General features: G+C 40.2%; 20 protein-coding genes, 1 other RNA gene and 1 pseudogene. 9 read left to right on the forward strand and 13 right to left on the reverse strand.

Going from position 1 to position 23,573, the window contains the following annotated elements:
• Window positions 1–26 precede the first annotated feature (26 nt).
• Together SYJ56_RS13475 and SYJ56_RS13480 are read left to right on the forward strand one after the other, a co-directional pair.
• The gene (locus SYJ56_RS13475) at window positions 27–1,610 is read left to right on the forward strand and encodes a lytic transglycosylase domain-containing protein (RefSeq protein WP_323834906.1); all 1,584 of its coding nucleotides are present in this window, start codon (window positions 27–29) and stop codon (window positions 1,608–1,610) included.
• A 24-nt stretch (window positions 1,611–1,634) separates the two neighbouring features.
• A complete protein-coding gene (locus SYJ56_RS13480; protein WP_323834908.1) occupies window positions 1,635–2,627 on the forward strand; it encodes a DUF3078 domain-containing protein in 993 nt (330 codons plus the stop codon).
• On the opposite strand, the gene SYJ56_RS13485 is transcribed toward SYJ56_RS13480, so the two are convergent.
• Window positions 2,624–3,124 (reverse strand): hypothetical protein, encoded by a 501-nt coding sequence (locus tag SYJ56_RS13485; protein ID WP_323834910.1) that lies wholly within the window; start codon window positions 3,122–3,124, stop codon window positions 2,624–2,626. The two genes, SYJ56_RS13480 and SYJ56_RS13485, sit on opposite strands and share 4 nt — an antisense overlap.
• A gap of 74 nt (window positions 3,125–3,198) precedes the next feature.
• On the reverse strand, window positions 3,199–4,344 hold the full coding sequence (locus SYJ56_RS13490; RefSeq protein WP_323834912.1) for a DNA polymerase III subunit gamma/tau: 1,146 nt from the start codon (window positions 4,342–4,344) through the stop codon (window positions 3,199–3,201).
• 183 nt (window positions 4,345–4,527) lie between these two features.
• Here SYJ56_RS13490 and ssrA point away from each other — a divergent pair.
• From ssrA to SYJ56_RS13515, 5 genes are all read left to right on the forward strand, one after another.
• Window positions 4,528–5,028, forward strand: a transfer-messenger RNA (tmRNA) gene (ssrA, locus tag SYJ56_RS13495).
• Window positions 5,029–5,384: 356 nt separating this feature from the next.
• Window positions 5,385–6,599, forward strand: coding sequence for a site-specific integrase (locus SYJ56_RS13500; RefSeq protein WP_323834914.1), 1,215 nt, complete (start codon window positions 5,385–5,387; stop codon window positions 6,597–6,599).
• Window positions 6,600–6,667: 68 nt separating this feature from the next.
• Complete coding sequence (rhuM, locus tag SYJ56_RS13505) at window positions 6,668–7,639, forward strand: RhuM family protein (RefSeq protein ID WP_323834916.1); 972 nt, start codon at window positions 6,668–6,670, stop codon at window positions 7,637–7,639.
• Window positions 7,640–7,930: 291 nt separating this feature from the next.
• A complete protein-coding gene (locus SYJ56_RS13510; protein WP_323834917.1) occupies window positions 7,931–8,917 on the forward strand; it encodes a type IV toxin-antitoxin system AbiEi family antitoxin in 987 nt (328 codons plus the stop codon).
• Window positions 8,892–9,743: a hypothetical protein gene (locus SYJ56_RS13515; RefSeq protein WP_323834918.1), complete on the forward strand. Its 852-nt coding sequence runs from the start codon at window positions 8,892–8,894 to the stop codon at window positions 9,741–9,743. The genes SYJ56_RS13510 and SYJ56_RS13515 overlap by 26 nt, the downstream gene beginning before the upstream one ends.
• Before the next feature lie 182 nt (window positions 9,744–9,925).
• Here SYJ56_RS13515 and mobC read toward each other — a convergent pair.
• The 7 genes and pseudogenes from mobC to SYJ56_RS13550 all read right to left on the reverse strand — a co-directional run bounded on the left by mobC (window position 9,926) and on the right by SYJ56_RS13550 (window position 15,505).
• Window positions 9,926–11,863 (reverse strand): annotated as a pseudogene (mobC, locus tag SYJ56_RS13520) (conjugal transfer protein MobC).
• Complete coding sequence (locus SYJ56_RS13525) at window positions 11,766–12,698, reverse strand: hypothetical protein (RefSeq protein ID WP_323834919.1); 933 nt, start codon at window positions 12,696–12,698, stop codon at window positions 11,766–11,768. Before SYJ56_RS13525 ends, mobC begins: the two are co-directional and overlap by 98 nt.
• A 36-nt stretch (window positions 12,699–12,734) precedes the next feature.
• Window positions 12,735–13,211 (reverse strand): relaxase/mobilization nuclease domain-containing protein, encoded by a 477-nt coding sequence (locus tag SYJ56_RS13530; protein WP_323834920.1) that lies wholly within the window; start codon window positions 13,209–13,211, stop codon window positions 12,735–12,737.
• On the reverse strand, window positions 13,196–13,582 hold the full coding sequence (locus SYJ56_RS13535) for a plasmid mobilization protein (RefSeq protein WP_323834921.1): 387 nt from the start codon (window positions 13,580–13,582) through the stop codon (window positions 13,196–13,198). The genes SYJ56_RS13530 and SYJ56_RS13535 overlap by 16 nt, the downstream gene beginning before the upstream one ends.
• Before the next feature lie 395 nt (window positions 13,583–13,977).
• Complete coding sequence (locus SYJ56_RS13540; protein ID WP_323834922.1) at window positions 13,978–14,964, reverse strand: type II toxin-antitoxin system HipA family toxin; 987 nt, start codon at window positions 14,962–14,964, stop codon at window positions 13,978–13,980.
• A gap of 2 nt (window positions 14,965–14,966) precedes the next feature.
• On the reverse strand, window positions 14,967–15,290 hold the full coding sequence (locus SYJ56_RS13545) for a HipA N-terminal domain-containing protein (RefSeq protein WP_323834923.1): 324 nt from the start codon (window positions 15,288–15,290) through the stop codon (window positions 14,967–14,969).
• Entirely contained in the window at window positions 15,287–15,505 is a 219-nt protein-coding gene (locus tag SYJ56_RS13550; protein WP_323834924.1) for a helix-turn-helix domain-containing protein, read from the reverse strand. Before SYJ56_RS13550 ends, SYJ56_RS13545 begins: the two co-directional genes overlap by 4 nt.
• Before the next feature lie 298 nt (window positions 15,506–15,803).
• Between SYJ56_RS13550 and SYJ56_RS13555 the strand changes: the two genes are divergently transcribed.
• Together SYJ56_RS13555 and SYJ56_RS13560 are read left to right on the forward strand one after the other, a co-directional pair.
• Window positions 15,804–16,085 carry a hypothetical protein gene (locus SYJ56_RS13555; protein WP_323834925.1) on the forward strand — a complete coding sequence of 94 codons (282 nt, stop codon included), beginning with the start codon at window positions 15,804–15,806 and terminating at the stop codon, window positions 16,083–16,085.
• 25 nt (window positions 16,086–16,110) lie between these two features.
• Window positions 16,111–16,371: a hypothetical protein gene (locus SYJ56_RS13560; RefSeq protein ID WP_323834927.1), complete on the forward strand. Its 261-nt coding sequence runs from the start codon at window positions 16,111–16,113 to the stop codon at window positions 16,369–16,371.
• A gap of 387 nt (window positions 16,372–16,758) precedes the next feature.
• Here the strand turns inward: SYJ56_RS13560 and SYJ56_RS13565 are convergent, their stop codons facing one another.
• The 4 genes from SYJ56_RS13565 to SYJ56_RS13580 form a co-directional block, all read right to left on the reverse strand.
• A complete protein-coding gene (locus SYJ56_RS13565; protein ID WP_323834929.1) occupies window positions 16,759–17,259 on the reverse strand; it encodes a pepsin/retropepsin-like aspartic protease family protein in 501 nt (166 codons plus the stop codon).
• Between the two features lie 261 nt (window positions 17,260–17,520).
• Window positions 17,521–19,875, reverse strand: a complete 2,355-nt coding sequence (locus tag SYJ56_RS13570) for an ABC transporter permease (RefSeq protein ID WP_323834931.1) — start codon at window positions 19,873–19,875, stop codon at window positions 17,521–17,523.
• 382 nt (window positions 19,876–20,257) lie between these two features.
• Window positions 20,258–22,696, reverse strand: a complete 2,439-nt coding sequence (locus SYJ56_RS13575; protein WP_323834933.1) for an ABC transporter permease — start codon at window positions 22,694–22,696, stop codon at window positions 20,258–20,260.
• Window positions 22,697–23,098: 402 nt separating this feature from the next.
• Window positions 23,099–23,524 carry a hypothetical protein gene (locus tag SYJ56_RS13580; protein WP_323834935.1) on the reverse strand — a complete coding sequence of 142 codons (426 nt, stop codon included), beginning with the start codon at window positions 23,522–23,524 and terminating at the stop codon, window positions 23,099–23,101.
• Between the last annotated feature and the right edge of the window lie 49 nt (window positions 23,525–23,573).

A 23,573-nucleotide genomic window follows, 5' to 3' on the forward strand; every position in this document is an offset into this window, starting at 1 on the left:
GAAACTACGATGAAAGCCTTTTTCGAATGAAAACCTACAGTTACTACTCTCTAATTTTCATCCTGTCACTTTTTTTCAGTCAAAACGTACTGGCTCAAATACCTCAAGTTCCTGCTGAATTGGAGTTTGCAGACCTTATTGTAAGAATTAATCCTCAGGCCCGTCGCGAGATCCAATTAGACGTGGATGCACAGTACCGCAACCCCTCCTATTTCAAAATAAAGCAAGACCGGGTCAATCTATACATGCCCATCATCGAGAGAGAACTGAGAAATTCCGGTGTTCCTGTAGATCTTAAATACTTGGTCATCCAAGAAAGTGGATTGATCGGAGATGCGGTTTCCACTTCCAATGCTGTTGGCTTTTGGCAATTTAAGCAAGGAACTGCCGAAGAAGTATTTCTTCGGGTAGATAGCCAAATCGATGAGCGAAAAAATATCGTCTCTTCCACGAAAGGAGCTGCGCTCTATCTCCAAAAACACAACAATGCCTTTGATAATTGGATGTGTGCATTAGTATCCTACCAAATGGGACTAGGCGGAGCCAAAGCTTATTTTGGCACACAGTACAACGGAAAGAGAATCGTAGATGTGGACCGAAACTCCCACTGGTATTTCAAGAAATTTTTAGCACATAAAATCGCATTTGGCAGCCAAACTACTAGGCTGGTAAGTAGCGGTCAATACATGATGGAAGAGCGGGTACAAGGTCCGACTACATTAGCCGCATTGGCAAAGAAATTAGGCGTGACCGAAAAGCATCTAGAAGAATATAACCTGTGGACAAGGAATGGAAAAATTCCTGGAGATAGAGTGTACACTGTAGTATATGTAAAAGACGGCTCTCTTCCTTCTGTCCAGCCAGCAATTATCACAGAAGCTCCACAGCAAAGCTCAAATGCAGCAGTCGCAACCTCAACTCCTGCATATAAGCAAGCTAATTCCTTCCCAAGGATTGCCGGAAATACAACTAAAGCCTCACAGCCAGATCAAATCACTGTTAATAATCTTGATGGTGTTCAAGCCTCTCAAACCACCACTCAAAGCACATTTTCTGATAGAGTAGGAATAAGAGAAAATAAACTGAGAAGACTAAATGATCTGGACAAAGGAGAGCGGATAGAGGCTGGTGATTATTATTATACTGAGAAAAAGAAAGCAAGTGCTGAAGTAGCAACCCATATCGTAAGACCAGGCGAAACACTATGGAGCATCTCTCAGAAATACGGAATCAAGTTATCTGCATTGAAGTCTAAAAATAGAATTAGAAAAGACAATGATCTGAAAGCTGGAATGGTGCTCAACCTGCAAGAACACAGAAAACGTGGTGAGGACATCCCGGTGGTGAAAATCACTAACCCAGCACCGACTAGACAGGCAGTGGCTACAGCTAGTCCAGCTCAATCAAATAATCAGCCGGCTGTAAATTCCACTCAAACTAACACAACATCTTCAACCTCTGAAACAACACATACCGTTGCTAGTGGAGATACACTATTTAATATAAGCAAAAGATACGGAGTGACTGTCAACCAATTAAAAAACTGGAACAATATCGGAACTCAAAACATCATATCCATTGGGCAGAAATTGGTTATCTTTCGCCCCTGATTTGCAATCCCCTAATCTTTTTGAATGTCAAAGTATTTCCTGATTTTTGGATTATTTCTACTATGCCTAAGCCATACTATTAAGGCTCAGGATAGGCAGTATATTCCTGATACTGTACTGATTAATGGGGACACTTTGCTGATGCTGGGTGACTCTCTCTTGATAGATGAGCCTGTCAAAGAAATCTTCTGGAAAACAGGTGGAAACTACAATCTTAATATCCAGCAAGTTACTTTGTCCAATTGGGCGGCTGGTGGATCGAGTACTTTTGCCCTCAATTCTGGGTTGACTCTTTTTGCCAATTACAAGAAGGATAATAAAGTTTGGGACACTCAGCTTACATTTAGCTTGGGTTTCAATCGTCAAGAGGACAGAGCTTACCAAACTCGAAAGACAAATGATAATTTCCATTTTGTAAGTAATTACGGTAGAGAACTCTCGGAATTTTTCTACTTATCTACTCAAGTAGACGCAAGAGCCCAGCTCCTTGCTGGTTACAAATATTCCAGACCATCAGGAAGCGACATAGAAGTTCGTACCAAAATATCAGACTTACTCTCTCCCGGCTATTTACAATCATCAACGGGTCTTAATTATCGAAAAACCTACAAAGACAAAAGTAAGATTTCAGTGATTCTTTCACCATTCACAGGTCGATTCACCATTGTTCTCAACGACTCCCTCAGTAGAGCGGGAGCATTTGGTGTGGCACCAGGAGAGAATGTCCGAGCTGAAGCTGGGGTTTCTATTGCAGCCTCTGTGACAGATATCCAACTGATGAAAAACATCACCTGGAAGTCTGATATTAACCTGTTCTCTAACTATGAGGTGTTTGGCAACATGGTTGTCAATTTCAATTCTGTGATCAGAATGAAAGTAAATAGGTTTATTTCAACCCGAATAGAAACTGTATTAATTTACGATGAGGAAGTGTTTATAAAACAAGATGATGGCACATCAAAACAAGCAGTGCAGCTACAGAATCTTGTCAATTTTGGAATTTCCCTGGATTTTTAGAAATCTGTCTCTAAGCCAAATCTTCGCTGAAATTCACCCAATGCAGCATGCTTTTCCTTTAAAAAATTAAATTTATCAGTACTGGTATAAAGCTTATTTCGCTCGGATTCCAATTCCTCTTTTAGCTCCAATTCAATCTTAAAATGATTGACATTGCCTATTTCCCGGATGATCCTAATTAACTCAGGTTTCATTTTTAGTGCAAGCTCCTCTTGCACATGTCCCATTACCTCAAGGATGACAGTTTCATTTTTCATCTTCATGGATTGCCCAAGAATTGCCAATTCCATACTTTTCCCAAGCTTCTGAAAGTGTTCTTTTACCTGAGTAAAAACCTCGTCTAATATCGCTTGAGATAGGTCTCTCCCATCTACTTTTACTTCAATGACTTCCTCGCTAACATTGGCTTTGGCATTCTGAAGCTCATGTTTAGCCTTTTGCTCGGCTAATTGCTTCGTATGACCAAGATTTTTTGGAATAGAAATAGTTTTCTGCAAGAGACTAGCCTTGGCAGTACTAGAAGATGTGGGAAGAGGAATAGGTTCTTTAAGAGGCTCAGGGGCTGACTCTGTCAGGCTTTTTTTTTTGCGTCCTCAGCAGCCACCATAGACAGACGAAAAGCTTGCGGAAGCTTAGCCATTTTCATCAATCCCAACTCCACATGTAAACGCTGATTCTTGGAGGTCTTGTAATGAATATCGCATTGATTTGCAATGTTCAATGCCGAAAGCAAAAATGAAGCAGAAGCATCTTCAGTCTGCTGTAAATAGCGTTCCTTAGCTGACTCTGATACTTCTATCAATTCAACGGTTGCAGGATCTTTAGCTACTAATAAGTCTCTGAAATGCTCACAAAGGCCTACAATGAAATTGTGACCATCAAATCCCTTTTTAAGAATCTCATCAAAAATCAATAACACTTGAGAAAGATCCTCAGAGACTAAGGCATCTACAACTTTGAAATAATAATCGTAATCAAGAATATGCAGATTGCCTATAGTCTCATGATAGGTTACTTTTTTCCCTGCGGAATAGGTAACTATCAAATCAAACATAGATAAAGCATCACGGAGCGCACCATCAGCTTTCGTTGCGATCAACCGAAGCGCCTCCTCCTCATAATCCACGGTTTCCTTCTCTGCGATATACTTTAGATGTACCGCTATATCTTTGATCTGAATCCTATTGAAATCAAAAATCTGACAGCGGGAAAGAATGGTAGGAATGATTTTGTGCTTCTCAGTAGTAGCCAAAATAAAGATGGCATACTTTGGAGGCTCCTCCAAGGTCTTCAAAAATGCATTGAAGGCCTGATTGGATAGCATGTGGACCTCATCAATGATATAGACTTTGTACTGTCCTTTTTGCGGAGCATAGCGTACTTGGTCTACTAGATTTCGAATATCATCTACGGAGTTATTTGAAGCAGCATCGAGTTCGTAGATATTAAAGGAACTGTTGTTTTGGAAAGAAACACAAGACTCACATGTACCGCAAGCCTCAAAGTCCGCTTGAAGATTTTCACAGTTGATCGTCTTCGCAAGAATTCGGGCACAGGTAGTCTTACCCACACCACGTGGACCACAAAACAAAAAAGCCTGAGCTAAGTGATTGTTTTTTATGGCATTCTGAAGCGTGGTGGTAATATGCTGCTGCCCAACTACGCTTTTGAAATCTGCCGGTCTGTATTTTCTTGCCGAAACGACGAAATTTTCCATCATCGCAAGATATAAAAAACTCTATACTCAGGAAGCCTCATAAATGGCATTTTCAGACAATTTCCGCTAATTCTTTGATTTACAAACTTATGTAAATTCAAATTATTGAGGGTTTTTCAGAGATAGGAAAACTCTTAGCCAATGGAACCAAAATTGTATTACTTTTGTCATCCTAATTCAAATGGGGCTGACCGGTTTTGACAGTAAGTGTAAAGATCGGGCTCGCATGCAGGCTGGAGTATGTACGGCCTTAAAAAATTCATATGCACTATAAATGGCGAAGAATCTTACGCTATGGCTGCCTAATCTTACCTTAACAGGAAAGAAAGCTTAAAGGGTTGAGTTACGAGAGTAATTCCCCGGCCACATCCCTCCGCCCCCCGTCCTTTCGGGGTGGATTCCGGGATGTCGACTTGATCGGAATGCGGCTTGTGATGCTATTAAGCAGGTCTAAGACAAANCCACATCCCTCCGCCCCCCGTCCTTTCGGGGTGGATTCCGGGATGTCGACTTGATCGGAATGCGGCTTGTGATGCTATTAAGCAGGTCTAAGACAAATAGCTAAGTCGGAACTAGGTGTGTCACCCAGCATATTTCGATCGAAAACCTAACAGGTGACTAAGCATGTAGAAGGTACGTTGTTTCCTTATCTGGACGCGAGTTCGAATCTCGCCAGCTCCACGGAAAAAGCTGAAAAAATCGTTGAAGAAAATGTAAAAATAGACTTCAATGATTTGAATTAACTTATTAAAATACTGATTATAAGGGGTTTAATAATTTTCATTCAGTTTTTAACTTTTCAGAATTGTAAAATTAAAGCCTGCAAAGAGTTTCTTTGCAGGCTTTTTTTGTGGCTAAAACCACCAAAATCTTCACAATTTCTCATAATTCTAGTGCGTCATTCGTGTAGTTCACCTACTATCGAAAAAAAGACGCACTCAGCGAGATATAGTTTGTTGATAATGAACATGTTCAAATACTGAGCTTCTTGTTATTTAGAGCCTGATTTTCGAGTTTTATTTAACTTAAACTAATACGTCATGTTAGAAAAAAGCTTCGGATTACTCTTTTTCCTGAAACCATCAAAAAAAGACAGTACAAAGTCAAGGTACATCTACCTGCGAATAACCGTAAACGGTTTATCCAAAGAAATATCCACAAAGAGATTATGGCCAATTTCACGATGGAGTAGTGCTGTCGGTAGAGCTGAAGGTACAAAAGAAGATGCCAGAGAATTAAATGCCTATTTGGACACCATTCACCATAAAGCAATACAGGCGAAAAAACAACTTTTGGAATCCGATAAAGAAATTACCTCTGAGTCTCTGAAAAATATAATCTTAGGCATCGGGGATAAGAAAAAAATGATTCTGGAAATCTTTCAGGAACACAACGACAATTTAGAATCATTGGTAGGAAAGGATTTCGCCCCAGGAACTTTATTGCGATACAAAACTTCGCTGGATCATACCCGCTCATTCATTAACTGGAAGTACAAGAAAAAGGATATGGACATAAAGCAATTAGATTACGAGTTTATTTCATCCTACGCCTTCTGGCTTAAGAGTGTTAGAAATTGCAATCACAATACCACTGTGAAATATCTCAACAACTTTAAAAAAGTAGTCCTAATCTGTATCAATAATGGATGGCTTGATAGAAATCCATTTATTCGTTTCAAGATGGCGACCAAAGTCAATAACAGGGTATTTCTTTCTTGGTTAGAGATTGAAAAATTAATGGAGAAAAAATTCTCAATACAACGTCTTAGTCAGGTAAGGGATATTTTCCTTTTTAGCTGCTTCACTGGGTTAGCTTATATTGATGTCAAAAATCTAAAGAGGAATCAGATTTCTACCGGAATAGATGGGGAAAAATGGATTTACACGCATCGTCAAAAAACGGACTCTCCTACCCGATTGCCTTTATTGCCAAAAGCATTACAGTTAATTGAAAAGTATAAGAACCATCCTCAATGCCAGGACGGGACTCATGTACTGCCGGTATTGAGCAACCAAAAGATGAATTCCTATTTGAAAGAAATCGCAGATGTTTGTGAGATCAATAAACCGCTCACCTTTCATATTGCACGGCACACATTTGCAACAACCATTACCTTGGCCAATGGAGTCCCTATCGAAACAGTGTCTAAAATGCTCGGTCATAAATCACTGAAACAAACGCAGCATTATGCCAAAATCCTGGATACGAAGATAAGTTTTGACATGAAGGCTCTAAGGGAGAAGCTACAATGAATCGAGACTTACTTCTTTTTTAACGATGAGCCCTAACTCAATAATGAAACTTAAATTGAACCGTAACAATGGAAAATAAAATCGAAATATACCAAGCAGCAAATGGCCAAACCCAAATTGAGGTAAGGTTTGAGCAGGAAACCGTATGGCTATCTCAAGTTCAGATGGCAACTCTATTCAACCAAACAAAACAAAACATCAGTTTACACATCAATAATTGCTATAAAGAAGGCGAATTGAAACCAGAGGCAACTGTCAAGGAATCCTTGACAGTTCAACGCGAAGGAAAAAGAAATATCGAGCGCAAGATAAAACAATACAATCTAGACGTCATTATTTCTGTTGGCTATCGGGTCAAATCGCAACATGGAACTAGATTCCGTCAGTGGGCAACCCAACGGCTCAAAGATTTCCTTGTCCAAGGCTACGCGATCAATGAAACGAGACTTTCTCAGAAGCAACAAGAAGTGCAGACGCTTAAAGATGGAATCCGAATCCTAAGTCGGGCAATTGAACAAAAAGCTCAGGATCAAAATTTGGAATGGCTCAATCATTTTGCAAAAGGACTTGAGTTGCTTGATGATTATGATCATGAGAATCTAGACAAAAAAGGTTTTAGTAAGAGACAAGCCAACTATCCAGAGATAGCTGAATATAAAGAGGTAATTCAAGCAATGAGATCAGATTTTGAATCCGGTGTATTTGGAAAGGAAAAAGACGGAAGTTTTGAAAGTGCAGTTTCACAAATCAGCAAAGGTTTTGGTAAAGAGGACTTCTATCCTACCCTTGAAGAAAAAGCAGCTACACTTCTTTACCTGGTTGTAAAAAATCACGGTTTCGTGGATGGAAACAAAAGGATAGCGGCAGCTTGTTTCCTTCTCTTTTTGCAGTCAAACGATCTATTGCATAATGAGGAGGGGCGCTCAATCATCAGCAATGATGCACTGGCCAGTCTGACCTTGTTTATTGCTTCCAGCAAACCGGAAGAGATGGACACAGTGAAGAAGTTGGTGATAAGTGTTTTGAATAGGAATTATTGATATCTATAGTTCAAACCCTTCTTAAATAGGGTAGCATGGAGCTACCCTATCTTTCTTGGTACTGTATACAAATTAATTGTATTTACTTAATTATCCAATCTCATAGACTAATGCTTCGGATCCAAAATCAACTAATAAAAATTTCAAGAAACAGTGGTTAAAACAATTTGATTATTAGAACTGATATTCAAATCATATCCAATGATGATGATTTCAACGAAATTATAAGAAATAAAAATTGTTCATTATTTTAGCTTGTTCACGAAGAATGAACAGCCTATATTTGTGAACATGGAAGAGCGAGAAATTATAGAGACAGCATTAGCCAACCTAAACAGGACTCTGACAGTACAAGGACACTGGGATGAATTAAGCCACAGAGAGTTGGACGCCAACATAACCTTATACTTGCCCGAGAGCCCAATCAAGTTCGAGGCAGAGGTAAAATATGAAATAAGGGAAAGTATTCTCAGGAATCTTAAACTTTTGGCAGAAGAAAATCCTAATTTCTTGTTGATAGCCTATAGACTGTACCCGAAGTACAAGACGTTGCTCCAGGAAATGGGCATCAACTATCTAGAAGCCAATGGTAATGTATTTATTAAAAAACAGGGCACCTTTATCTTGATTAATCAATACCCTCTGCTAAAAGAACCAGAAAAAGAAGCCAACAGAGCATTTACCAAGACAGGACTTAGGGTGTTTTTCCAACTTTTGGTAAGTAACGAAAATCTATTTAAGACCCAAAGAGATTTGGCCGAACAAGCAGGAGTAGCCTTAGGAAATATTCCTTTGGTGCTAAAAGGTCTAAAGACTTTAGGGCTTTTGCTTAAAAAAAATAACTTAGGATATCAATGGGCTAATAAAGATGAAGCTGTGGACCAGTGGATTAGGGGATACCGAGATACCCTTAAGGCAACCCTATACCAAGGCAGGTATAGGCTTCCAAAAGACAAACTCTGGACACAGATCTATCTCCCAACCCCAAAAACACGCTGGGGTGGAGAATCTGGTGGAGACCTTCTGACTAATTACCTCAGACCGGAAAAATTCACATTATTCACTGACCTCAAAAAAACAGAATTTATCAAGACAACCCGCCTGATGCCCGATCCAAATGGAGAAATTGCAGTTTATGAAACCTTCTGGGAAAAAGGGAACGAAAAAGAAGGGTGTGCCCCTCCACTTCTAGTTTATGCCGACCTGATCATCAATGGAGACAAAAGAAGCCTTGAAACTGCCAAACTTATTTATGAAGAATATCTCACAGAACTATAAAGAACTGGGGCTTCCCCATTTCAAGGAAGTGTTTGATTTGCTTGATGAGACATTCAAGTCAAGAGGAATTCCATATTACCTACTTGGAGCCACTGCTATTTCTTTGGAACTTTTAAAAGATGGAATAAAGCCTTCAAGAGGCACAAAGGACATTGATTTCGCCATCATGATAAGCTCCATAGCAGAGTACGAGCAATTTACCAGTGAGCTTGAAGGCAGAGGATTCGTAAAAGTAGCCGCTCCATGGACCTTCAGACATCCTCAATATGATGTTGTCGTAGATGTTCTCCCATTTAGAGAAATTGAAGAAAACTACACCGAAAATTTTAACGAAAGGCATACCGACCTACATGTCCTTGGTTTTAAAGAAGTCATGTCTAGGCCAACCCAAGTAGAAATAGAAAACATCCTAGTTAATATTCCAACGTTACCGGGTATGATTATTTTAAAATTGGTTGCTTGGTCAGACCGTCCGGAAGAAAGAGAAAATGACTTAAATGACATTCTTATGATCATTTCGCAAGCTTACTGGCTAATGAATGACTCAATAATTGATGACCACTCAGATCTGTTGGAACTTTTAGGTGACGATGGTAAAATCAGCCAACGAATTGTTGCTTCGCGAGTATTGGGAAGAGAAGCAGCCAAATTCCTGCAAATTTCAAACAAACTGAAGGAGCGAATTCTTAGTATAATTGAACAAAATATCAAAGACCGATATCAATCAGCGATTGCCAAAGATTGGGCAGCAAAATTAGATCAATCCATTGATCATGCCCTTTCCTTATTAGAATCATTTTTGAGCGGAATCAAAGAACGCATCTAAGTTTTAGACTTGCTTTTACTACCGCAGATTCTAAAAGCAGATAGCTGGATAAATGCTTGATCTCTAGCCGCTTTCTGAGTATATACTGGCGTATTGCTAATCTGAATTTGTTTAATTGAAGACGTTGAAGTACTCCCTGTGCGACGATCCTATTTATTTTCTATTTGTACCTTTCTAGCCTTCTATCCCTTCCTGATCACCAAATGCCCCAATGCCGGATCATTCATTAATCTAGTCATTTCAGCCAGAATGACATCCCGGATATCCTGCTTGATCTGCAGGTAGTTTCGCTGAACAATGGTATTATCTATCTTTCGGATTTCAGGGATAGGCACATAGTTTTCCTGCTCCTTTTTGAGCGCATTATGATCATTAATAACCTCCGAATGAAATGCTTTTAGACTCAGCTTGCAGTCCGGATTATCGGCTACCATACCGACAAATTCTCCTGATGAAAGCGAGCTTATCGTGGAAGGTGGAACATCAGATTCCAACTGTTTTGATTTGCTGATTGAAGTGTCTGCACTGTTGATCGAAAGGCTTTGTCTGTCCTGCATTATCTTCCCTATCCTATCCGATAATTGCTTTGCAGAGTCCCCAGTCACCTGCCCCGAAACAATGTTACCAACGATACCCATAATCACATCGGCTAGCTCCCTTCCATAGTCTTTCCGCAGCTGGCTGAGATCCTGAATACCTAAAGTTGTGGCTACTTTATTGCTCCGGGCAGTGGCGATCAGACTGTCCATACCATTCAAATAAATGGTCGGAAACTCATCGAATATCAGGCTGCTTTTTAGCTTTCCTTTCTGGTTCACCAGCTTAACCAGACGGTTTACATACAGGGAGAGTACCGCTCCATAGATCTGGATTTTCTGGGGATTGTTGCCCATACATACCAGCTTTGGTTCATCGGGATTATTGATATCCAAGGTAAAATCATTGCCGGAAAGCACATAGTACAACTGTGCTGAAGACAGCCTCGCCATAGATATTTTGGCAGAGGCGATCTGTCCTTCCAACTGTTCCATTACATCATTCAGGTAAGCATTAACAAAGGGATTGATCAGCACATCAATATCCTTTTCGGTACGCAATACGGTAAACAACTCATCGTAATCTGCCTGCATCAATTCAATGACATGCGGTAAAGTGCAGAACTCTCCTCCGTTGTATTTTCTCAGAAACCAGATGATCGCTGTCAGAAAATTGATAGGTGATTCCACAAAAAAGTCTCCTTGCTTTTTGATCCATTCTCTGTTCAACCCCATTAAAATTGTCCTTGCCGATTCAGCTGCATCGGTTATATCCAGCATAGTTTCCGGTGTCAACGGGTTGCAGCGATGGCTCCGGGTGAGGTCATCAAAATTGATCACATAGAATTCCGGGACAACTTTATAGCTAACCTTATTTTTTAGCCAAGTATTGTAAACAATAACCGATAAATCATCGAATTTGAAGTCATACACAAACATGGAAAACCCTTTTTTGATATGTTGGGTAATCACATGACGGATGACGAAATAGCTTTTACCAGATCCCGGAGTTCCCAGCACCATCAACCCACGAAAGGGATTGACAATATTGATCCAGCTGTCTCTGACCTCTCCTTTTAAGTTATACTTCGCTGGCAGATTTACCGAAAACTCATTCTCAATCAGCTGTTCTTCCTGAGGAAAAGTTTCGTTTTCAGTATTGAAAATATCATTGCTTAGTTTATTATGGATGATTCTTGACAGCTTGGTTCCCCCTGAAAGAATGCATAAAAAACCGACTGCGGTCAGTGATATATAGACAGTAGAAACCCATTCCACCGGAGCTTGCCACCTCATTAGTATATAACTTCCGAAGTAGAAAACCATTCCTAATCCCCCATAAATAAAAGCTCTCTTAACACTCAATTTCTCACTCTTCCTACCTTTAATTCCCAGAATGGAAATCCCCAGCATTGCCAGTGCAATGAGCTTGGACGTATGAAAATCCTGATACAATCAAGTGCTGGAAATATTCTCCAGCACCCCATCAGTCAGATCCGAAACCAAACCCCAGTCCTGGAATGTGATATAGCAATAGTAATAGAAATGCAATCCCAAAACCCCAATTCCCATCAACCGCGTCATATCCAAAATCTTGCGTAATCCCTGCTCGTTTTCCCCTGTCTGCATTCCCATACATCACTAGTTTATCGTTTACTTTATCAACTTCTTTTTCTTTTTCCTTCCGCCATTCAAATGGCACATAGTTATACTCCTGTTCAGGAGTGATCACCGTATCTAATAAACCCCTTAAAGTGGTGTCTGAATAGACACCTCTGTTTTCAGAACCTATTGTTTTTTCGGGGATCATATCTTGCTTTTCCCTGATCATACTTGACGTTTTTACTACAGATTCCAAAGCGAGCCCATCGTTATTTTTATATTTTTCAATTCGATCCAGCAGTCCTTTGGCACTATAATTTTTACCCAATGCACTTCCGTTAAACACACATTTGGTCCGGTGATCTACAAAGGTGATCCCATACAGTCTCCCCTCTTGATTCTCTCTTTTCACCGTTGCAATTCCCTTCTTTTCCAGGCTTTTTATTACATCATCAAGACTCTTTCCAGACATCTTCATCAGCGTTAGATCAATCGCAGAACGTATGGATTTGATATGGTTCTTACGCTCCAATTCATTGGATTCAAATCGCGATTCAATGGAATTCAGCGTTGCTCGAAAGTGAAAAATGCTGGCCTTAATCGGTACGCCAACCTTATTTCCCTGATCGTCCAACACCCGGTAAACCAATCCCCTGCTTTTGAATATTCGTGATTCTTCCGTTCCCCTATCGGCCAGTATCCGATACCCTTTTAAAACTGCATTTAGCTCTGGCAGGGAAGTGTATCGATAGCTTTTAAGCACATGCTGAAGCACATTTCCAATGGCTCGTTTGGTTTCCGATTTACCGTATTCCAATCTGGAAATCGAAACAGGTTTGGCAATATAAAGTCCTTACTTTTGCGACTCAGCTGGCACCAATCCAAACTCCTTTTCGATAGCTTTCCTGGTCGGCTCCGACTTGAGTTTGCCGATATTATGCAATGGAATCCGCTTGCCGTCCAGAGCAATATTGGTTGTCACAATATGGAGATGTGGGTGACCTGCATCGGTATGTCTATACACCAGATAGGGCTGGTTTTCAAAGCCAACCCCCTTCATGTATTCCCTCGAAATGTGTTGTAGTTTCTCCTTTTCAAACTCTTCTCCAGGAGCAAAATTCAAAGAAATATGCACTGCATTTACCCCGGTTCTGGAGTTCAAACTTGCCAGCTTGAGTAAATATTTCAGCCGCAATTCACCAGTCTGTTGCGCATTGTTAATAGGATAGTTTTGTGCAAAAAGTAACTCTGCAACACCCTGACCGACCTTATTTTCATTGTAATGAAATGGTCTTCTCAGCGAAGTACTGGTCTTTATGATTGCAACCATTTCTTTGCCGTTTGATTGATAAAACGATTCACCGATTCCAGTGAAATCTCAATCTCCTGATGCAATTTTTTTCCTTGAGAAAGGTGAACGCCTATTTCATTTCCGGCAGATGAATTTACCTTTTTTACCAACTGATTATAGTTGGTGGCAATCCCATGCAAGTCTCTTCTGACTGCGGTCAACTGAGCCAACAGTTCCTGCATTCCGGTATCCTTATACCTGCCGATTACAGGCTTTTTCAGCAGTAATTTCCTTGCATAACCACTCAGGCTATCCTGAACTGTCTGTCCAAACGCATGTTGGATTAGCTCATATTCCTTAGAAGTCAGCCTGACATGAAGCCATTTGTTTCTCTTGTTTTCTTCTTCCATCTTCGCGGTTCATTTTCACAGTTCAACAGCATTACAAATCCAAACCCCACGACTTCGGAGTAAGGGGTTTCAAGATCCGGTTGTGATACAACCGTACATCTTGCCGATTTCGGAGGACACAGGAAATCCCGTTAACTTTTAGAATGATTTGAAGCATTGAGAAAATCCACTTCATGCATTACAATTTCTCCTATCGGGTGATACAAGTATAAAAAGTGATGGGATCATTTACCTATCTTGATCAATTTCTAACTAGGCAATAATGCTCTGGCGCAGCAGGTGTAGGAAAGAAAAATTATTTACCAAACCCCTAAAAACCGGAAATACTACTCCATTTGAGATCCTTTACAAAACATTGCCGGTCATTCTGGTAATGCTACGTACTGTATAACTTTTCAGCTTTTTGACAATTGCTTTAACCGAGCACAGTATGATTGCCAACAGTTTCTTTTTGTGGCAATGTCCAGAAAGGAAGCTTCTACCAATCTTTCTACGGAATCAGATTTTGACAACATCAGATTCAAAATTTGATGAAAGGTATCCCCGTTAATATCTGCATGTTCAGCAAGCTTAGAAAATTGGACTGAAATTTTCCCTTGCGCTAAATTGCTTGGCGGCAAGCCGTCATCTAAGGCAAAAATATTATCATTTACATGAATACGGCTATTTAACAGGTCGTAAGCAGGGCTCAATCTATAATCTCCCAACGGCGTTTCCAATATGGAAAAATTCTTATAGTGGGCATCTCCGTTTGAAAACAAATAATTAAATACGAGAATTTTCAGAAGTTTGGGAGCTTCCAATTTATAGGCAGGTATATGTGCTTTCATTAATTGAAACAATTCCGAGTAATTCCCTAAGTACTTGTAATGTTCTCCGTGGGTTTGTGGCATTCTTCCGGCCAAAGATGCAAAATCTTCCTGTGCGAGCTTTGCTCCGTCTTCCTTGACATCAAATCGTTTGGTGATGTAGGCAGGAGACCCGTTTTTGAAAAAAATCAATGCGTTTTCTGCTGTTTCAATTCCATAGACCTGCCGGGCTATTTGCATTGTGAGGTGCTCATTGGCAGGCATTTGGTCTGGCTTTTTACCGGCATTTGGGATAGGCTTTAAAATATATGTTCCCCGCTCACCTTCATTGATCAACCTTAGCTTGTTTTTTTCAAGCAATACTGAAAACTTTTCCTGCACACCTGAGATCGACATACCTTTTCTGCTTTGATCAAAAAGTTCATCTGTTTCAGAATTTGATGCCGGAGAATCATAAGGTAATACATGGTTTACTGCCTTTCCATAAAAGACTCTTTTCAAACAAGTCCTACTATAAGTTTTAAATCCCTTTGCCAATGTTCCAGGACAATATTCTATTTCCGTTTGACTCATTATCATTCAATTTTAAGGACTCTTACAGCGCCAATACTATCATTTTTTGCCGTTATCATGAGCAATCCAAAATAATCCGATTGGTCAATTCTGTTTAGTTTACAGACGACTTGTTTGTTGGAGCCTTCTGGAAGCATGTTATAAAAGAACGGAAACAGAAATTTTGAACTGTATTCTTTTTTCCTTTTTGGTAGCGAAAGGCTTATTCCCGGCTTGCCCATATCGCCAAGCCAAACATCATTGTATTGAAATGAAAATGAGCCATCATCATACTGGGCCAGGATACCGGCTTCTTCATCCTTAAATAGTACCCTTGCCTTTCTCATTTATTACCGGTTATTTTTTTGACTTTCAAACATACTTCCAGACCTAATACATCTGAAATCTTCTTCAAGGTTTGAAGTGTAGGATTTCCCTTTCCACTTTCAAACTGCTTTAAGGTTCTTAAACCAACACCTGATAACTGAGCTAAGGATTCCTGTGTAACCCGGAGAGCATCTCTCCGATTTTTTATTGTCTCAATCAATTCTTCGAAGTGCATTTTAAGGCTCTTTTACATGTATAGTAAATCAAAATTAACAATTTCCCTACAAAAAGAGCTATATAAAGCACTTTTTGTGAACACACCTATTCCCATCAAGTAAAATTCGTCAATAAGTGCAGTATAGCGCACTTTATCTTCTCGGAAATACTACCATCAATGCACTTTAACTAGTCCTACGCAATTCTGGATTAAGAAATTCCTGTTCGCAAACTTATCCTGATCAATTTCTAAATAGGCCTATTCCAGTCGTTCAAAGTAGATTTAGCTCTGCAATAAATCTAAAACCATTGAAGCTATGGCTATCTCATCACTTGAAACCATTTACGACACGCTGCTGGCCGTTCCCGGAATGCACGACACGGTAAAGATCGATCTGAAAATCCCACGCAAAACCGTATTGCTGTTAACTGAAGTAATTACCAGAGGAATGGAACAAAAATCAGAATCGGGAAAAGCCGCAATTCAGATATCCAAAGAATCCGAAGAAGAACTGAATACCATTATCTCTGAGAGTCTGGAAAAAGCCGGACTAACTATTCTCAGTTCTAAACTCAAAGGGTTAATAAATCACGGTTGATATTAGCACCGAAACCAATCAGCTTATGAAACGTGAAGAAACAGATAAACCAAAGTGGCAAGAAAGAATAGACCCAGATGCAAATCCCTTAACCTCATTCGGCAGGGACGATGATTTTACAGAAGAATTGATTCAAGGAATTTGTGAAATCAACGAGTCAAAATCAATAGTTCCTAAAGAAAGAGCTATTCAATCAGGAATTCGGAAAGAAACCCAGAAGCTGGAAGGAAATGTAACAGTCAAAAAGCAAAGAAACACCAGAAAAAAAAGAAAGGGAATCTCTTGAACTGCCATGCCTTTTAATTTGTAAGAGTAAACCATTAGTATGAAACTGGTATGCTAGAGTCTCACAGAAATTAAGGAAGATCGAACATCCTATTGATTTTCAAATCTGCCTTATCCCAAAGAACTCATGGACGTAAGGGAATGATTGGTTGGGATGGGGCAGATCTTCTTTGTGCCAAAGCCCTTTTCCGCAGGAACAAGGAAGTGGGCTGTGGCATTGCGGGAATTATCTTCTGACAGTACAGTAAAAACCCCGGATTCACAGAACCCGGGCTTTCTTGTTATCTAATCTATCTATTTAATTATCAACTGGGAATTTTTACGGCATTGAGGACTGATCGTAAAGTATAAGTATAAATGGATCACCAGTGTGGGAGTAAACTATTTGCTAATCCAATTCGCTTTTCAATAAAATTTCCGCCTTCTCATAATCGATGATGAAGCGGTTTTTCATGGTTTCAGAACCAATAATACCTGAAATGGTCATGCCTGTTTTATTGCGAATAGAGGTGACTATACTGCCAATATCCATTGAAATAAAATTACCATATATGTGTTTTTCTCCGATCATCATGTCAATATCATAGACATAATCAAAAGTGCGCTCCATACCATTCACGCTAGCAAGCATTTCTTTGGATCCGATGTTTCTCTTATTAATTGAAATATTATATTTCTTGACAGCAATGCAATGCATTAGGTCGATGTCTGATCCTGTGTCCAACAGTAAATAAGCTTTTTTGCCGTTTATGGTAACTTTCACGATAGGCTTGGGATAGAGATTGTGGATTTTAACTGTATAATAGCCTCCCTGAGCTCTGGACAGTTCCGGTGATAAGACAGTCAGAGTAATGACCAGAAGTATTGTTTTTATAGTATTGAAACACATAAGAATTCGGAATAACTTGATTACTTAATGAACTAGAAATCAATCAATTGATCCATAGGAATATTATCCCTTTCCATTACGATGCCAGCTAAAACCTCCTCCAGAAACCCTTAAATCGCACTTTAAATAACTTCGGACTTAAAAAGCGATCAATTGTGCCCACCACCGTGCAATTCAACTAGTGAATGCAACTGCAAAAAATGATCGGCTATTCACTGTAATCAAGAATATCGGCTTCTTGATAATTACCTTACACTTTCATCACTCGCTCTTCAAACTCTTCACCGGATTCATCAGCGCTGCTTTGATGGATTGGAAACTGACGGTAAGCAAGGCAATCAGCATCGTCAACGCCCCCGCTCCTACAAAATACCACCATCGTAGGTCTATTTTGTAGGCAAATCCGTCCAACCAATTTGAAGTCAAATAATAACTTAAGGGCAATGCGATGAAAATGGCGACCAAGACCATTTTGGCAAAATCACCGGACAGCAGTTCCATGATCTTCCATTCACTGGCACCCAAGACTTTGCGGATGCCGATTTCCTTGATTCTTCTTTCTGCTGTAAAGGCTGCAAGACCGAACAGGCCGAGGCAGGAAATTAAAATTGCCAGCCCGGCAAAATAACGGGATAAAACCGAAACCCGTTGTTCTGCAACATATTGCGCCTGATAATCCTGATCCAAAAATCTATAATCAAACACAAAACCCGGATTAAAACTTTCATGTAAAGCCTGAAGCCTTTCAATAGTCTCCTTCTCCTTACCGGCTTCAATTTTGGCCATAATTTTCGAGGTATATTCGGGAATCAAAATAAAAAACATGGGATCAACATTCTGTTGTAAGGACTCGAAATGAAAATCTTTTACTACTCCCACAATTTCCAGCTCCGTTTCTCCACGATTCACAACTCTACCGACAGGGGACGGCAGGCCGATTGTTTTAACGGCAGCTTCATTGATGATAATCTTTAAACTATCCCTGCCGAATTCTCTTGAAAAGCTTCTTCCTTCTTTTATCTCCATATCCAGCATTTCAATAACACCATAATTGACAGGCCGAATGGCAAAGAAAACTTTCTCATCAGGGTCTTTACCTTCCCAGTCTAGGTAAGTAGTATTGCCCCCTCCTATCAGGCTTTGACTGATGCTAGAGGCATTCATAATGCCGGGTATATTTTCTACTTCAGTTAAAAATGTTTCCAGATGGTCCACCAGCTTCCCTTCTCTTTCAAAATAGATCACATTGTCCTTGTCATAGCCAATGTTTTTCGTCTGAACATACGAGATCTGTTTATAAATGATCAAAACAGCAACTATTAAAATCGTCGACAGGGTAAACTGTAAAATCACCAACCCCTTTCTAGCCATTACTTCTCCCAAAGAATTCGCCTGATTTCCCTTTAATACAGCAATAGGATTGAATTTGGAAAGGTATAGAGCAGGATAGCTGCCTGCAATCAGTCCGGTAATGAGTGCGATACAAATGAGAGCGAGCATCAGATTAAAATCCAATTCCAATGAAAGTGCCTTACCGGTAATTAAATTGAATTGGGGAAGTAAAAGGAGGACAAGCAGAAGAGCCAGTAACATGGATAACAAAGTCATTAACATGGATTCTCCCAAATATTGGAAAACAAGTGTTGTACGGCTGGCCCCTATCGTTTTTTTGATCCCGATTTCCTTTAGTTTTCCAGAAGCTTTGGCGGTGGACAGGTTCATGAAATTGATACAGGCAATGACCAGAATAAAAATAGCAATCAGGGAAAACATCCTCACGTACTCTATCCTTCCCCCTCCCTGTACCCCATTTTCATAATTGCCATATAAATAATTATCGGAAAACTTCGTGAGTAATAAAGTCCGATGGGTACTCGTATGTTTGCTTTTGATAAAATCTTTGATCTTATTTTCAAAATTACCTGGATCTGTCCCCTCCTTTAGAGTCAAAAAGGTATTGGGGCCAGAATTTCCCCACTCCAATACCCCTTTATTTATATCTTTAAACACTTCATAAGACAGTATAAAGTCGGAATTATCGGATGAGTTAGTGACATTATCAAAAATTCCGGATACTATAAATTCTTTTTCATGCTGGAATTCCACACCCTTTCCAAGAATGTTTTCGGTGGTGTTGAATAATCTCAATGCCAGTTCTTCGGAAATCACCATGGAACTTTTATCTGCCAATACCTGATCCTTGTCTCCCTGTAAAAGTTCAAAAGAGAAGATGTTAAAGAAATCCTTTCCTGCATACTGGCCGGAGGCCTTGATGTCTTTATCTTCAAATGAAAGGATGGATTTTTCAAACCAGAAAGCGGGAGTAACCGTGGCTGCAAATTCCACTTCGGGCATTTCTTCGGTCAGTGCCTCAGCCAGAAGTCCAGGGGTAGAATTCATCACCCTTATATTTCCCGAAAGCTGCTGTGATTCCTTAACCTGATAGAGCCGACTATCCTTTTCATGGAATTTATCAACATTCATCTCATCCCTTACCCAAAGAAAAATCAGAAGTGTACATGCAAGTCCGGTGGAGAGACCAACCAGATTTATAATGAATGTGCTTTTAAACTTTTTAAAACTTCTGTAGATCAGCAGGAGGTTGTGTCGGAGCATGCCTTTAGGAATTGATTTCTTTTGTATTTGCGAGTTTTGTGCCAGTGCAAAGCTGCATTTCCGACTACTATAGGTTGCTTATCGGATTCATTGAGGAGATTTTCGAACAAAACCGTTCGTGGGCGGGCGAAGAGATGGAAAACTGAACATACCTTTTTCTTCTATTATAATTGAAGAATTTACTGCTATTTCCACCAAATACCATATCCACAGGAATTCCTCTTCGGCTCACGGTTTTGCTTCTTTCCCATCTGTAAAACGCACTTATTAGTTTTTTAATTCTTATCTAACATTTTACTTCTCACATCATACTTTCCACATAAGTATCTTGGCTCTTGGTCCTTAGTTATTGGTTCTTGATACTAGCTACTCGTTACTAACATCACTCACTCTTCAGACTCTTCACCGGATTCATCAGCGCTGCCTTGACCGCCTGGAAACTGACAGTAAGCAAGGCGATAAACACTGCCCCAATTCCGGCTGCCACAAACATCCACCACTCTATATCAATTCTATAAGCATAGGCTTCCAGCCATTTTCCCATCAGGAACCATGCGATAGGTGAAGCGATTATAAACGCTATTCCTACCAGCTTGACAAAATCAGAGGATAACAATCTTGCTAAGCTGCTGATTGAGGCTCCCAACACCTTCCTGATACCGATTTCTTTGGTGCGCTGCCTTGCAGTAAATGTAACCAGCCCCAAGAGCCCTAAGCATGCTATAAAAATGGCAAGAGAGGTAAATGCTGTGAATAACCGCATAAAACGTAGATCATTCTTGTATTGCTGATCAAACTGCTCATCTGCGAAAGCGTATTCAAACGGATTTCCGGGAAAGTGGCTCTTGTAAAGTTCCTCTACGGCAATAATGGTCTGAGGTAAATCAGTTGCACCCACTTTGATAGAAATGTTAGTACTGTTTTCTGACAGGTAGAAGATGATATTCTCCATTGCATTATGTGCCGAGGACCAGCTGAAATCTTTCAGGACACCAACTACACGTCCATGGGAAAGTTCTTCACCCAGAGCTTCACTGGGCGTATCATAACCAAGTGAGTAGGCCGCGGTTTCATTGATCAGTATACGGGCGGGCTCTCCTTCGGGCACAGAGTAAGAGCTGTTTTTAATACTTCCTGCCACAAATTCAAGCCCATACAGCCTCACAAAACTGGTGTCTATAGATGTTCCAGAAGCATGAATCTCCTCTGACTGATCGGCTGTTGCCTTCTTGAAGCCATTTGTACCAAAAGCAAATCCTCCTCCTGGCAGGGTACCGGAAGTACCTACCTTCAATACTGCCGGCAGATTGGATAGTTCTTGTGTAAACGTTTCAACAACATTTCCTTTGTTTACTCCCTCTGGCACAAGGCCAGGACCTGGAACAGTTACTATCTGTTCCAATTCCATCCCTAGTTCCATATCCTGCATGTAGTTGACCTGTTTGAAAACCACAATTGTTCCTATAAGGAGTACGATGGAGATGGAAAACTGAAATACAATAAGGCCTCGTCTCATCCCCATCCCTGCGCCAGATGTACCTGTGTTTCCTTTGAGTACCTCCATAGGTCTAAAAGTGGCAAGCATAAATGCGGGGTACAAGCCTGAAAGGAGTACAATTACCAAGAAGATAATTGGAAAAGTCCCCCAGAATTCTGAGTTACTCCATAATGCAAAAGTCAGATTTACACCAGCCCAGCTATTCACCGGATTTAAAGCTAATCCTGCTAGAGCAAATCCAAGTATAGTTGACAAAAGAACCGTAAGCGCGGATTCACAAAGAAACTGGAAGACAAGCTGGCTTTTTTGTGCGCCAATCGCTTTACGAACTCCCACTTCTCTTGCCCGGCTGAGCGCCCCTGCTGTAGCCAGATTGATATAATTGACAAGTGCTACCAGCAGTGTGATCAAACCGATGACGGTAAAGAAATACACAGAACTGGAACTGCCTTTTGCCACATTGGAAAGCGGTAAGTCTTCATCAAGATAAATATCCATAAGGGGGGAAGAAGTCACATATGCCTTCACATTACTCTGCTGGAAATCCTCTTGCCTATGGCGCATATAGATCTCTGAAAACTTCTTGTCCACTTCTATCGGGTCTGAACCATGTCGAAGCTGTACGTAGGTGATAAAGTTATTCCAACCCCACCCAGTTGAAGGATTATTATAATCACTGTTCTGAAAGAGGTCTGCCATAGGCAGAAGAAAGTCGAACTGAAGATGTGAGTTTGCCGGAACATCCCTTAATATGCCATTCACCACACCACTAAACAGGAAATCCCCTCCAAACCATCCTCTCACATCCAGCGTTTTTCCAATTGGATCTTCACTGCCGAAGTACTTTATTGCAGCTGCTTGGGTAATCAAAAGAGTTCCGGGTTCAAGTGCTCGTTCAGGATTCCCTGATACAAGGGGATAAGAAAACATTTGGGTAAATGCGGAATCTGCATAATAGATTCTCCTTTCTTTAAATGTCTTTTCCGGTTGGTTAGGATTGGAAATGAGCGCACTTCCGTATTCCGGATGCAGCCGTGCATATCGGATCACTTCAGGAGTCTCATCAGCAAGTGCAGGGCCTACCGGCCATCCTGTCGATGCATTAATACTTGGTTCTCCATCATTTTGTACCCGATGCCAGGAAACATGGTAGATATCATCCCCATTCTCATGAAATTTATCAAAGCTTGTTTCGAAGGTAACGTATTGGAAAATCAACAAACAACAGGCGATGCCAATACCCAATCCACCGATATTGATCAAGGAATATCCTGGATTTTTCCTAAGGTTTTGGTAGGCGATTTTAAAATAGTTTTTTAGCATGTTAATTTCGGTTATTTAGTTTACTTGTTGATCAAGTTTCCCGACTTAACCCAAAATGTTTTTAAGTCCATGCCGATGCCTTGGATTAATCTTAGTGGAAGTCTCATAAAAACATTTCTACTTCTATGCCATATAAAAACCTCCTATCTCTGCTTCAAATGGCCAATTTAAAAAATTGAGCTTCTATAGCTCGGACGTTTTTGTTCGCCCTCGGGCGATATTCATAATTATAAAGTTGACCAAGTACTTAAAATTGATATCCTAAAAATGTAAGGTTGTTGACACCTCTATATTCGATATTTACAATTCCCCGGTTCTTCCCAATCGATGTTGAATACCAGACAATTGGATTACCGTAGACCATCCTTCGCATCCGCTATCGGAGGAGGTTTCTCACGAGTATCAACGATAAAGGGTAAATCCTGCAAAAGAACTCATGGACGTAAGGGAATGATTCGTTGGGATGGGGCAGATCTTCTTTGTGCCAAAGCCCTTATCTGCAGGAACAAGGAAGTGGGCTTTGGTTTCTATTTTATATTCCGTATTATTTTTCACAGCATCTTTATTTCTTGATAAAACAATCCCTCTCACATACATCCACCAAAATGCTAAGAGGAATATACCTCCCAGTATAATGGGAATGCTTAATAAATTGGCAATTCGTTCAATAACAGAAACAATAAGTGCTTTAGAATAGCTGGAATAATGTTGTAATCCTCCAGGCCCTCTTCGATTGAAACGGCGCTTCCCTGTCCAATACCGAATCGCAAATCCGGAAAGTACCAACACAACACCCAAAATAGAAACAACTAAATCCTGTGACGTCATATGATCTGATTTTCTTGTTTATTGATAGCCCATATCCGTATCGTCCATC

Origin of the sequence: Algoriphagus aurantiacus, assembly GCF_035156405.1 — a bacterium.
GTDB lineage: Bacteria > Bacteroidota > Bacteroidia > Cytophagales > Cyclobacteriaceae > Algoriphagus > Algoriphagus aurantiacus.